Origin of the sequence: Methanosarcina sp. UBA5, from assembly GCF_002505485.1 — an archaeon.
Classification (GTDB): Archaea; Halobacteriota; Methanosarcinia; order Methanosarcinales; family Methanosarcinaceae; genus Methanosarcina.
In genome coordinates this window covers 69142-81585 of sequence record NZ_DAVG01000096.1, presented here as the reverse complement: position 1 = coordinate 81585, position 12444 = coordinate 69142, and the positions used below count along the sequence as shown (strand labels likewise).

13 protein-coding genes are annotated in these 12444 nt (G+C 42.1%); 7 read left to right on the top strand and 6 right to left on the bottom strand.

What is annotated here, in order from left to right:
* The 4 genes from BP621_RS11005 to BP621_RS17255 form a co-directional block, all read right to left on the bottom strand.
* A partial coding sequence (locus BP621_RS11005; protein ID WP_292389858.1) for a DUF169 domain-containing protein occupies window positions 1-277 on the bottom strand: 277 nt, incomplete at its 3' end.
* A gap of 41 nt (window positions 278-318) precedes the next feature.
* A complete protein-coding gene (locus BP621_RS11000) occupies window positions 319-705 on the bottom strand; it encodes a DUF4405 domain-containing protein (protein ID WP_292389857.1) in 387 nt (128 codons plus the stop codon).
* Window positions 690-1040, bottom strand: a complete 351-nt coding sequence (locus BP621_RS10995) for a NifB/NifX family molybdenum-iron cluster-binding protein (protein WP_292389855.1) — start codon at window positions 1038-1040, stop codon at window positions 690-692. Before BP621_RS10995 ends, BP621_RS11000 begins: the two co-directional genes overlap by 16 nt.
* Window positions 1033-1572, bottom strand: a complete 540-nt coding sequence (locus BP621_RS17255; protein WP_394339303.1) for a DUF134 domain-containing protein — start codon at window positions 1570-1572, stop codon at window positions 1033-1035. Before BP621_RS17255 ends, BP621_RS10995 begins: the two co-directional genes overlap by 8 nt.
* A gap of 453 nt (window positions 1573-2025) precedes the next feature.
* On the opposite strand from BP621_RS17255, the gene BP621_RS10985 reads away from it, so the two are divergent.
* The 7 genes from BP621_RS10985 (at window position 2026) to nikR (ending at window position 9992) form a co-directional block, all read left to right on the top strand.
* On the top strand, window positions 2026-3123 hold the full coding sequence (locus BP621_RS10985; protein WP_292389854.1) for an iron ABC transporter substrate-binding protein: 1098 nt from the start codon (window positions 2026-2028) through the stop codon (window positions 3121-3123).
* A complete protein-coding gene (locus BP621_RS10980) occupies window positions 3120-3743 on the top strand; it encodes a class I SAM-dependent methyltransferase (protein WP_292389852.1) in 624 nt (207 codons plus the stop codon). The genes BP621_RS10985 and BP621_RS10980 overlap by 4 nt, the downstream gene beginning before the upstream one ends.
* Before the next feature lie 2 nt (window positions 3744-3745).
* A complete protein-coding gene (locus BP621_RS10975) occupies window positions 3746-5518 on the top strand; it encodes a radical SAM protein (RefSeq protein WP_292389851.1) in 1773 nt (590 codons plus the stop codon).
* Window positions 5511-6530 carry a FecCD family ABC transporter permease gene (locus tag BP621_RS10970; RefSeq protein ID WP_292389850.1) on the top strand — a complete coding sequence of 340 codons (1020 nt, stop codon included), beginning with the start codon at window positions 5511-5513 and terminating at the stop codon, window positions 6528-6530. The genes BP621_RS10975 and BP621_RS10970 overlap by 8 nt, the downstream gene beginning before the upstream one ends.
* The gene (locus BP621_RS10965) at window positions 6521-7300 is read left to right on the top strand and encodes an ABC transporter ATP-binding protein (protein ID WP_292389849.1); all 780 of its coding nucleotides are present in this window, start codon (window positions 6521-6523) and stop codon (window positions 7298-7300) included. Before BP621_RS10970 ends, BP621_RS10965 begins: the two co-directional genes overlap by 10 nt.
* Before the next feature lie 334 nt (window positions 7301-7634).
* Entirely contained in the window at window positions 7635-8993 is a 1359-nt protein-coding gene (ftsA, locus tag BP621_RS10960; RefSeq protein ID WP_292389846.1) for a coenzyme F390 synthetase, read from the top strand.
* A gap of 576 nt (window positions 8994-9569) precedes the next feature.
* Window positions 9570-9992, top strand: coding sequence for a nickel-responsive transcriptional regulator NikR (gene nikR, locus BP621_RS10955; RefSeq protein WP_292389844.1), 423 nt, complete (start codon window positions 9570-9572; stop codon window positions 9990-9992).
* 100 nt (window positions 9993-10092) lie between these two features.
* Here nikR and BP621_RS10950 read toward each other — a convergent pair whose 3' ends face one another.
* Window positions 10093-10482 (bottom strand): ArsR/SmtB family transcription factor, encoded by a 390-nt coding sequence (locus tag BP621_RS10950; RefSeq protein ID WP_292389864.1) that lies wholly within the window; start codon window positions 10480-10482, stop codon window positions 10093-10095.
* Window positions 10483-10676: 194 nt separating this feature from the next.
* Window positions 10677-12401 carry a flippase-like domain-containing protein gene (locus tag BP621_RS10945; RefSeq protein ID WP_292389841.1) on the bottom strand — a complete coding sequence of 575 codons (1725 nt, stop codon included), beginning with the start codon at window positions 12399-12401 and terminating at the stop codon, window positions 10677-10679.
* Window positions 12402-12444: the final 43 nt, after the last annotated feature.

Sequence of the window (12444 nt, the reverse complement as noted above, 5' to 3'; positions counted from 1 at the left end):
AAAATTCTCCACTTGCGACCTTCGGAGGCATTTCACCAAGGCCCATTGCACCGGCTCCGCCTTTGCACATTTGATCTTCGCCCAGGGTATAGAATTCCTCGCCTGTTCTTCTTACCCTGTCAACCAGCTGGCAGTGCCTCATAGTCTCGTCGACTTTCTTAATTCCCTCTGGAACTTCCCCTCCTTTTGGAACCAGTTTTACTGCAACAGGAGAAGTTTTGAGTTTAAGGCAGTCTACAAGTTCTTGCCCATATCTGTTTATTTCTTTAATATCCATTATTTCAACTCCGATTTTTAGATAATTTTTGAAAAGTTTTCTCATCGGACTTTATCAGTCACTGTGTTTCTTTCACAAATAGTTTTTTTCTTTCCTTTTCTGCAAAAACTCTTTGTGGTACGTACGATCCATTGACTATGTAGGATAAGATGGACAACTATAAGAATAACTATCAAAATTCCTGCTCTGCTATGTATCCAAATCCAGGTAGCTTTTGTTAATCCCATATATACTACATACCGTCCCCTTGGAATTCCTGGAGGTATTAAAAAATACATAAATAAACCTGTACCTGCAACAACAAAAAATAGAGTTGTCAGAATGAGGTCTATTAAGTAATTGGTTTTTAGTCGGCTTACAGTTTCACCTCTTTCAGATGGCTTCGATCCAAGAGCATTGTTAATTAAGTCGTTTAGTGATGAGAACAACTGCAGGTGCCATTCATAGATATTTCTCGCAGCAATCCATTGTTATAGTCTTCAACTGCATTGGAAACCTTACCGGTTATTCCTGCAAACACTTTGATATTCTTTTCAGCTAGTGACATTAATGGCCTTCCGCCGATACCCGCAACGAGCACAGCATCAACATTATTTGATTTCAAGATTATTGACGGGGCAGCGCAATTATGTTCGCTCTCAGTAGAGAGGTTGCTTATTGCCTTTACATTCTCAATATCTTTGTTGCTTACATCCACAATGGTAAAATATTCGCATGAGCCATAATGATAACAAACGTCAGATTCCAGTCCGCTGTCACTCATCGATGGTATAGCAATTTTTGTCATTTTTCACACTTCCTGCTTTAACGTTTCCCACTGCTGCCTTCTCCTTGTTTTTGGGACAGCAGTAATCGTTTTCAATGAATCTCTTTCCTCTTCCGTCGCCGCCTACTCGATAAAAAATATCGGAGCCGCATTTCGGACAGCTAGTTGGGCGCTCAGTATTGCAATTTAATTCCCACTTATACTCACACCCACTGCAGAGAAATTCGACTTTGCACTCTCCGCTATTTATATACTCTCCTCCGGAGATCTCTATTGCTTTGCCATTGACAAGGGCATCAGTCACTTTCTGTCTGGCCTTTTGCAGATCGTTCCAGAAAGTTTTTCTGGAAATCCCCATCACATCTGCGGCCTCGTTCTGCTCAACATTAAGGAGATCGCAAAGGCGGATAGCTTCAAGTTCTTCTATAGATAAATTGACAATTTTGAGATCGCAGAGCGGAACCTCTCTCGGTTTATAATATGTAGCCTTCGGAAGGCATGATACTCTGCGCTTAACTCTATTAACCATCAAATTACACATATGCGACTTAGTATAAATAGTTTATCAATTAATGAGTTACTTAGCTATGTATATAAGTCATGGACCAATCTGAAGAAAGAGCACTATCACTATGTTGAAAAACATATCTAGAGTTTCTAGTAATTACAGTTTTCAGCCGTATGAAAAAGCCAGGATTCGTAATAGTTATCCTATCATCTCTAGAACTGTATATCGTCAACAGATAACTTTTTTGAATTATTCGTGTCAGGTTGCGATAATACTACAAAAACAGATTACTTTTTTCCGTTAAGTAGAGTACATAACTTTAAAAATAATTATTTGTTAGATACTGGAGCGCAGGAACTCCATAAAACATACTCAGAAGCGTTTTTCTTCTTTTTTAACACTGGGCTATATTTTTATACCATTATGTTTATCCAAACATAACGCTTAAACTATAAAAGTCTGTCAGGTATTTCTATGCGTGGAAAAATAGGTACAATATTACTACTCTCTATTCTGGTTCTGGCTGTCGCATCCTGTGGATGTGCAGAAAACACAAGTCATCAGGCTATTGAGAACTCAAGCACTATGCAGATCACCGACATGCTGGGCAGGCAGTTAACTGTGCCGGCAAAAATCTCCTCAGTTGTAGCCACTTCTCCGCCGTCCACTATCCTTGTTTATATGCTTGCTCCGGACAAACTTGCAGGGTGGAATTTTAAAAATAATTTTACTCAATCTTTCATGGCTGAAAACTATTCAAACTTGCCTGTAATAGGGGGCTGGTTTGGAACGCGGACCGGAAACTATGAAACTATAATCAACATGCATCCTGACATTGTAATTGAAGGATACACCACTGATGGGGAAATCCATGAAGCTATAGAACGCAGGCAGGAAAACTTTGGAAACATCCCGGTAGTGGCTGTTAACGATTCCATTATCTTCGTCAACAAATCTGACTCTACTATACAATATGTAGGTAAACTTCTTAATTGTGAAGACCAGGCACAAAAACTGATTGATTTCCGCAGTTCAATCCTTAGTGAGATAAATAACACTGTAAAAGACATTCCCGAAGACCAAAAAGTACGCGTTTATTATGCCGAAGGTCCAAAAGGGCTTATGACCGATCCGTCAGGTTCTCAGCATTCTCAGGTCATTGATATCTGCGGTGGCATTAATGTTGCAGACTGCCAGCTTACGCCAGGTAATGGCATGACGCAAGTTTCAATCGAACAGGTTATGAACTGGAATCCTCAGGTAATCATTACTTCAAGTCCAGAATTCTATTCAACAGTTTACTCTGATTCTCTCTGGTCAAGCGTAGATGCTGTGAAAAATAAGAGAGTATACCTTGCTCCTCAGAATCCTTTCTGCTGGATTGATAGACCACAGGGTCCTCACCTTATCCTCGGAACCGCTTGGACCGCAAAAATGTTGTATCCAGACCGTTTTGCAAATATGGATCTCCCAAAGCTAACTCGTGAGTTCTACTCGGAATTCTTCCACTATGATCTCACAGATAAAGAACTGAATACACTACTTAACCCTTCAGCAGAGGCTAAGACGTGAGTGAGAATGACAAATTCCCGGATTTCCCCTATATTGCAGAGAATATATTTGCTCCCATCTACCCTGTAATAGCTGTCCATATCATCAAACAAAGCGGGATAGAGAAAGGTATATGCCTTGACCTGGGATGCGGCATAGCGTCCCTGGGAATTGCTGTTGCGGAAATTACGAATATGCAGGTATATGGTGTTGATATTTCAACTAAGATGTGCAGGCTTTCAAGAAAAAAAGCCTCTCGTCACTGCCTTTCAGGGAAAATAGTTCCTGTGCAGTCTGATGTGCACCTGCTCCCTTTCAGGAATAATTGTGCAGATCTCATAGTAAGCCGGGGTTCCGTATTTTTCTGGAATGACTTGCCTCTGGCTTTTAAGGAGATTGCTCGTGTCCTTGCTCCGGGTGGGCAAGCATGGGTAGGAGGTGGCTTCGGCACAAAAGAATTGAGAGCACAGATCTCTGAAAAAATGGTCGAAATAGATCCGGACTGGCATACAAGTTCAAAAGAACGTCTCAGTCCTGAAAACCTTCAGGCTATACAGGAAGCTGGAAGGCAAACAGAGGTTCCCTACCATGTAGTCCAGGATGATTCGGGGTTCTGGATGGTATTAAGCAAGGAAGGTTGAAAATGAAGTGCAATGTGTGTGAATTCAGGTGTGAAATCGATGAATACAGCAGGGGAAGGTGTGGGAACTATATGTCTGCTGGCGATACTATCATCCAGGATCCTGATATTGGATATCTTGGAGCATATCCTGTTTCTATAGAAACCATCCCCTTACTTCACTATTATCCCTCAGGTAAATTCCTTCAGGTTTTCAGTACTGGATGTAATTTCCAGTGTTCCGGCTGTGTAGCTCGCTTGCTGGCCTCAGGGAAATCACTTAGTCTTCCTGCCCTTATCCCATCTCAGGTGATGGAAAAAGCAGTGCAGCAGGAGTGTCTGGGTGTAGTCTCCACACTCAATGAACCTGCTGCAAATTATTATCTTTTCAGGGACCTTGCGGTACAGGCAAAAGAAAAAGGTTTACTCGCAGGCTGTTCCACCAACTGTTATTTCACAGGTGAGACACTGGAGGAGCTTGGAAAGCTTGTAGATTTCATGAATGTCGGAATTAAAGGCTATTCTGATAAGAGTTACATAAGCTGTGGAGTCCCGTCATCAGCCCCTGTTTTCCGTAATATTTCCCGGCTTTTCGACATGGGTGTACATGTTGAAACTTCGGTCGTTTTCTCAAAGGGGAATGAGGACGACGTGATAAAGGTTGCAAAAGCATTGTCTAATATTTCTCCTACAATTCCGGTTCAGGTCATGAGATTCATTCCTTTTGGGGATGCTCCAATTGAGCTTGAGCCCTCTATAGGAGAGGCGGAGAGCCTGTGTGCTTCTCTGCGTGAGCATGTAGATTATGTTTATCTCTTCAATTCTCCGGGTACGGAATTATTAAATACGTACTGTCCTGAATGCGGTAGCCTTCTTGCAGAAAGGGAATTTTACGGGCCCATGGGTTCCAGACCTCTAAAACCCTGGATAAATTACGTCTGTGCTTGTGGTAAGAGTACTCCGGTTAAAGGGACAACTGCAACTGAAAGCTTCAATGAGGAGGGTTTCATGGGCGGTTACAGGATAAGCCGCGGTTTCAGTATGGTCCATGCAGTACTTACATGCCTGGGAATACTGGACGACCACATATTAATTGAAATCTGGGGGAAAGTTTCCAATCCCGAAACCCTAAGCCAGGTACACCATATGATACAACAGCCATACTCCTATCTTGAGTTTATCAGGCTTATTGCTGAAAAAGCAAATGTGCCGGAAAAAGGTGAAGAACTTATTTCTTTTATTTGTGAGCGCCTGGAGCTTGTCAAATCTCTTGCAGCGGAAAATAGCGGTCATAAGGTGTATTATTGTATGGGTTCTCCTCTTTTTGCCCTGAATGCAGGAAGAATGGAAAACAACCTTGTGACATTTTCCGGGGGAGTTAGTATCAACAAACAGCTTCAAAAAGAAGGCAAACCTGGTGTAAATGTTTCTCCCTCTTTTATATATGAGCAGAACCCTGAGATAATTTTTATTTCAGGTTTCCTTTCTCGTCCTCTAGATGAGTTTTATGGACTGTGCCAGCAATACGGTATATCTGCAGATGCAGTAAAAGAACATCGGGTTTATGCAGTTCCACCCTCCTGGGATTTCGGGAACCCTCGCTGGATACTGGGGCTCATGTACATAGCAGATAAACTGAACCCGGAAAGCTCAGCAATTGATCTGAAAAAGGAGGCAAATGACTTTTATCTGCAGTTTTACGGTATGCCTTTTGAGGAAGCAGAGCCTAACAGATCATTTCACAGGCCTTCCTCTGGTATCTGGCCCAGGCATGTAATGAGGCATACTCATGCGTGATTACAGGTATAATTGCACTACTCTGGTGTACCTGTTACCCATTGCATTACTCATAATCTCCCTTTTTGTCGGCAGATATCAGACTCCGATGTCGGCAGTTGTGGATGAAAGCATTAATATTTTTTCATCTCTTTTTTTCGGCACGTCTGCTTCAGTTTCCACTCAACACACGGTACTGTTTAATGTAAGGTTGCCGAGGATACTTGCAGCTTTGCTGGTTGGAGCATCGCTTTCCACAGCCGGAGTCTCTTTTCAGGGGATCTTCCGCAATCCACTTGTATCTCCATATATTCTCGGAGTGGGCACAGGTGCGGGCTTTGGAGCTTGTTTGGCAATACTTTTGTGGAATAGTTATTTATTGATACAGTGTATGGCTTTTGCTTTCGGATTACTGGCGATGTTTATAGCCATTAGTATGAGTAAAGCCAGCAAAGGTACAGGAACTCTGGTGTTAGTGCTTTCCGGAATGATTGTGGGCTCTATTTTTACGGCTCTCACCTCACTGGTAAAATATCTTGCAGATCCCTATGATGAACTTCCTGCTATAGTATTCTGGCTCATGGGAAGTCTGGCTACTGTCAGATTCGTTGATCTGCTCTACATATTATTTCCCATGTTTATTGGGACTCTGGTGCTGTTTCTTCTCAGGTGGCGTATCAACATCCTATCCCTTGGGGATGAAGAAGCTAAGGCCCTGGGGATGAACGTAGAAAAAATGCGCTTGATTATTATTGTTTGTGCGACCCTTATTACTTCAGCGGCAGTGAGTATCAGCGGCGTAATTGGGTGGGTCGGACTTGTGGTGCCCCATATTTCGAGGATGATAGTTGGTCCCAACTATAGTCGCTTACTGCCCATGAGCATTGTCATCGGGGCATCGTTTATGCTGATTGTAGATGACCTGTCAAGGACTATTGCTGCTACAGAGATTCCCCTGGGAATACTCACTTCCCTGATAGGTGCTCCGTTGTTTGCGTACCTTCTAAAGAGGGGGCGTTTGGGATGGAATTGATGCTGGAAGTAAAATCACTTTCCTTCTCCTATGGAAATGGGAAGGTCCTGGAAAATGTATCATTCTCGCTAAAAAAAGGTGAGATTATCTGTATCCTGGGTCCGAATGGATCCGGAAAATCCACACTTATCAAATGTATTGCAGGGATTCTCAAGCCGGACTCAGGATCTATCCACATTCTGGGAAAGGATACAGCTTCACTGGGAGCAGGGGATATTGCCAGGCATATCGGTTATGTGCCCCAACAGAATGAAGTAGTGTTTCCATTTTCCGTGCTGGACTTTGTAGTTATGGGCCGTGCTCCGCATCTTTCCATGTTCGCATCCCCTGGCGCAGATGATATTAAACTTGCAAAAGAATCGCTTGCAATGGTGGGAATTTCCGATCTTGCAGAAAGGCCGGTTGCCAACCTCAGTGGAGGACAGAACCAAATGGTGCTTATCGCCCGGGCTCTTGTCCAGAAGCCTGCTCTGCTTTTGCTGGACGAGCCAACTTCTCACCTTGATTTTGGCAACCAGATCCTTGTGCTGGAAACTGTTCAGCGACTTGCCTCACTCGGGATGTCCATTGTAATGAATACCCACATGCCAGACCATGCTTTCCTGGTAGGCGACAGAGCTGCAGCACTGGCTGGAGGTAGACTGGTTGCCGTAGGAAAAGTTGAAACCGTTGTAACCAGTAAGATGATGTCTTCAGTCTATGGCGTAAATGTAGCTGTCAGGGAAATTGAAGATATGAAAAGGAAAGTATGTTTACCCTTAAGAAGGTAAACAAAATATGACAATAAGAATAGAATAGGTCTAAGAAAAAAAGATCTAAGAAAAATAAGGCGAAATAAAAGAGAAGCCTGAAGAGAAAAAAAGGCAGAAGGAAAGAGAACAGGATCTTATTTACACTTGCAGAAGAATGATGTTTAGGTTACTTGTTTCTAGTTTTACTATGTAAATCTTAAAAATCTAACTTATTATAATAGTCCTATACTATCTTATTATTTTTAAAGTTTAATAACGACCATTAATAAGGCAATGTCTCCAGAAAAGTTTTCATCTTTGAAGCCAATAAATAACAGGCTTTCTATATCTTATCCAGTTGGGGGTGCTTTCTATGGACAACTCAAAACCTTATTTCAACCCTGAAATTGAAACCATGGACAGGGAAGAACTGGATGCTCTCATAGAGGAGCGGGTACGGTACACGGTAAAATATGCGGCAGAAAATTCTCCTTTTTACAGAAAATGGTTTGGAAAGCAGGGCGTGGATCCGGCTGAGATTAAAACCCATGAGGATCTTCTGGACCTTCCCATAATCTCGGGAAACACTATCCGCGAAAACCAGCCTCCGGAAATGAGCGAATTCATGTTCAGGAGTGTGGGCTGGGAGGACGTTTTCACAGTTCATGAGACCAGCGGAACCAGCGGAAACCCAAAGAGCTTTTTCCTTACATGGGAAGACTGGGAACGGTATTCGGAAAAATACGCTCGCATTTTTAGGTCACAGGGCTTTGGCCCTGGAGACAGGGTTGTCGTCTGTGCTTCTTACGGGATGAACGTAGGGGCAAACACTATGACCCTTGCAGCCAGGCAGCTTGGTATGAGCATTATTCCTGAGGGCAAATGCACATTTCCCCTGCGTGTTATAGAAGCTTACAGACCTACAGGCATAGTAGGCAGCGTATTCAAACTGCTGAACCTCGCCAGAAGGTTACGGGCAGAGGGCGCCGATCCTCGGGAGTCAGGCGTAAATAAATTGGTCGTGGGAGGAGAAGCCTTTGCTGACGAGTCGAGGAATTACCTTTCCGAAATCTGGGGCTGTCCTGTGTATAACACATATGGAAGCACGGAAGGCACGATGTGCGGGGAGTGTGATGAAGTATCAGGGCTACATGTGCCTGAAGATCTTGTCCACGTTGATATTTATGATCCCCATCTAGAGAATTATGTGCCTGACGGAGAATGTGGAAGAGTTATCTTGAGCACACTGCTGCCTGTTGGGGCAAAAGCAGGAAACCTTCTTTTAAACTATGATACCGAAGACACAACTGTGGTGCTCACGCGCAAACAGTGTCCCTGCGGAAGGACACATATGAAAATTCTGACTCCTCAGCGGGAGGCTGAAACCATGTGGGTAGAAGGAGTTCCCTTTAACCGCGTAGATGTGGAAAGGGGCGTTTTCCAGCGCGAAAATATGGACTACCTGACCGGAGAATATGAGGCTTTTCTTTATGGCACAGAAGATGAGGGAGAAACCATACTCAGAGTCAGTATGGAATGTGAAAATCCTGAGATGTGCGACCGGGATCTTATAATAGAGAACTTTCTTCGTACTTTTCTCAGATATAAGCCTCCGCTTTCCAGGGCTTATGCCGAAGGCACTTTCAAAATAGTATTTAACTTCACTGGCCCTATGGGGCTCGAACTGAACAGGATAAAAGGCAGGCCTAAAAGGCTTGTAGACAGGCGATAGAGAGAACAAAAAGACAGCAAAAGCATAGAGAACGCTGAAACTATTGATGATGGGAAAATGCGCTTATCTGGAAAATGTATTCATGCCGGGAGATGTGTTCAATACAATTTTTATAAGGTTCTGTTGAAAAAAAAGCTATTTAAGACTTTCTTCTTCAGTTTATTATATTTTTATATTCTTTTATTTATATTATTCCGCCTGTCCAGAATCAGTTTGTTGGTATCAGTTTTACATAATAGATAAAGCTGATTACATATGATGAAATAGGATAAAATAAGATCAATAAAAATAATTAAAGGAAATGATTTTAAATAAATTTGATATTTAATACTTTATGGTAATGGCTAATGATGTTGTTTTATTCGCGCTAAATAGTTATTTATTATAACATAAAAAAGCCTACTTATTTTTTGGTGGCAAATGTAAGCCCTTCCTAAAGATTAATATTTGTAAAGAATGAATATTTGTTATCAACTTTTTTATATTAGTGGCTATGTGAAAAAAACATATATAGTGCTACTTGTAATAACCTAAAGTATTAACTAATAAACAAGTCCAAGATTATCCGGTGATATTATGGAAACAGAACTTATGAGAATAGGGGTTTCCCTTCCTGATACCCTTCTAGGTAAATTTGATGAGATTATCGAAAAAAGAGGTTACTCTTCCCGTTCTGAAGGCATAAGGGACGCTATCAGAAGTTACATTTCGTATTACGAATGGATGGGTGATATTAAGGGTTACCGTGTAGGAACCGTTTCGGTTATTTACGACCACACTAAAAGGGGGCTCTCAAATGCCATTGCAGATATTCAGCACCAATACTCTCACCTGATAAAATCTTCGGTGCATATACACCTTGACCATGACAACTGCTTTGAGGTCATTGTTCTTGATGGGGAAGGTGAAGAGATTAAGGAACTTGCCGAAGCTATAATGGCCCTCAAAGGGGTAAAGTTCTCAAAGCTCACCACCGTAGCATCAAACGATAAGATTTGACCTTTCCTTGCAGGCAGGAATTTGCGTTTGAAGCTAAGGAAAATAAGGTGGGATAAACAAAAGAGTTCTAAAGGGGAGAGAGTTCTAAAGGGAAAAGATTTCAAAGAGGAAGAATTCCTCTTGATTTCTCCGTTTCAGCTTTTTTAAAGTGCTTTTCAATATGTTTCAGGAGCAGGTTTCCGAACTCCGTAAGAACATAAATCTGGAAACTCCGTTCTCTTCGCGAGTCCACCAGGCCTGCTTCTTTTAATAGCTTAAGATGATAAGAAAGAGCTGAGTGTTTCTGGTCTGTACATTTTACAAGGACACAGACACAGAGGCTCTGGACTTCAAGAGCTTTTAGAATCCTTAGGCGGGTTGGGTCTGCAAGTACCTTAAACAGGCTGACAATTTCTCCCACATCTTCATTCATTGCCGTATGCACGGCATCAAGTATATCTTCCGGAAGACAATATGCATCCTTTACTTCGGTTATTTTTCTTTCAGATATTTCTTCCAGTTAACCATCAGTTCGAATAAAGCATGTGATTATTATGTAATTCTTTGCTTTAATGATTAAGTTATTTTTTTATCCAGTTTTAAAAATAAGGTTTAATTTACGTGATCTTGGTTATTCTTGTTATTCTTATTATTCTTGTTATTCTTGTTATTCTTGCTATTCTGATCAGCCTGAATTATCCTATGTCATCCTTTCAAAACATCCTTATCGGTACAAAGCACTTCTCTCCACTTGAGTCCTAGTTCTGAGAGGGCAAAGCCGCCTCCGATCAAAGTAATTGAGTTTTTTATAATATGATCAAGTACAGCAACCGTAAACCCTATTTCAGGACTGATTCCCCCAAGCCCAAAGACTGCAGTAAGGGCAACTTCATATGTTCCTATGGCTCCAGGCGTTATAGGAAAAGTTTTTGCAATATTTCCCAGAGCTACAGCCAGGAAAATCAAGGATATCATATATGTGGACGAGATGTTTACTCCTACTGTCGGAAAAGATTTGAGGACAAGGAAACAAGTGAGTATATCTGTTCCCCATATAAGAAGAGAAGATGCGGTCACAGCCAGAAATGCACTCGGATGTATGGCAACGATACTCATCTGGTGCAGAAAAGTAGACGCAAAGCTCTTTATCTTTCCAAAAAGCTTGTTCTGGGAATTTTCCGTTTCCAATATTTTTATAGTGACACTTTCTCGGTAAGACACAATAAATAGAATTAAAAAGAAAAGCACTACTGCAAGTCCGGATAGCTTTATCAGTGAGTCCATCCATGGCGCGAGTTCAAAACGGGAAGCAGCACCTGAAGACGCAAGTATTGCTATAGAAGTAATTGCAACTACATCAAAGACTCTTTCTACAGTTAGTGAGGAAAAGCTAGTTGTAAAGTCAAGGTCTTTGCTTTTTTTCAGGATATACATCCTGCTCAGGTCTCCTATCCGTGCCGGGAGAATTACGTTTGCAGATTGGCTGATAAAAATGCTGCCTGTAAGAAACCCAAGCCCGTACTGATTTCCAAGTCTTTTAAGGATCTGCTGGAAGCGGACTCCTCTTAAAGGCCAGGAAATACAGTATACCAGAGAGGCAAGCCCCAGAGTCCTGAAGGATGCCTGCTTCACGTTTTCCAGAATGTTGGATGCGCCCAGGAAGGTTGCAACAAATGAAAGGATCAGAATTGCAAGTGCGGCTGTTAAAAAGACTTTCCCTTTTCCTGAAACTTCAAGCGGGAATGAGAGTTCCCGCCAGAGTCGGAATATTTCTGACCCCATTCCTTTGACATCTTTTGCTAGATTAACCTTGCTTGACTCTCCATGTCTCCAGTAAACCGGAAATTCTATTACTTTGTATCCTTTGTGCTGAGCTCTTACGAGTACTTCGGTATCCCAGAACCAGTGTTCATTCTTTATTTCATCAAGAAATTCAAAGAGAGCTTCTCTCCTGAAAGCCTTAAAACCACACTGGTGGTCATAAAGCTTTGAACGCAGAAAAAGCCTCACCAGAAAATTATATCCCCTGCTTGCGAACTCCCGTTTAAAAGGCCTTTTTGCATCGCTATCAGGCATCATTCTTGAGCCTGTAGCAAAATCATAGCCATCCGTGCTCACAGCCTTGATCAGTTTTTCAAGATATTTCATATCTGTCGCAAGGTCTACGTCAATATAGCAGAGGACTTCTCCTGAAGCGGCTTTAAAGGCCCGGTTGAGAGCTTTTCCCCTGCCCTGTCGTTTATCTGAATGCAGGTGGACAACATAAGCATACTCTTCCGAGAGCCTGGAAGCTATCCGGTCTGTACCGTCTGTGCTGCCGTCTTCGGCTATAATGATCTCGAAGCGATCAGTTATTTTAAAAAGTATCTCTGCTGTAACAAAGACAGCCTTTTCGATATTCGCTGCCTCATTATAAGCTGGTAAAACCACCGAAACGCTGGTAATGGATAAGACCCCTTTATTTTCATTCCAG

Coding starts and splice junctions, on each gene's coding strand:
- BP621_RS10995 (WP_292389855.1), bottom strand. CDS start 1,040: ATGAGTGACAGCGGACTGGAATCTGACGTTTGTTATCATTATGGCTCA.
- ftsA (WP_292389846.1), top strand. CDS start 7,635: ATGGACAACTCAAAACCTTATTTCAACCCTGAAATTGAAACCATGGAC.
- BP621_RS17255 (WP_394339303.1), bottom strand. CDS start 1,572: ATGGTTAATAGAGTTAAGCGCAGAGTATCATGCCTTCCGAAGGCTACA.
- BP621_RS10970 (WP_292389850.1), top strand. CDS start 5,511: ATGCGTGATTACAGGTATAATTGCACTACTCTGGTGTACCTGTTACCC.
- BP621_RS10985 (WP_292389854.1), top strand. CDS start 2,026: ATGCGTGGAAAAATAGGTACAATATTACTACTCTCTATTCTGGTTCTG.
- BP621_RS10965 (WP_292389849.1), top strand. CDS start 6,521: ATGGAATTGATGCTGGAAGTAAAATCACTTTCCTTCTCCTATGGAAAT.
- BP621_RS10975 (WP_292389851.1), top strand. CDS start 3,746: ATGAAGTGCAATGTGTGTGAATTCAGGTGTGAAATCGATGAATACAGC.
- nikR (WP_292389844.1), top strand. CDS start 9,570: ATGGAAACAGAACTTATGAGAATAGGGGTTTCCCTTCCTGATACCCTT.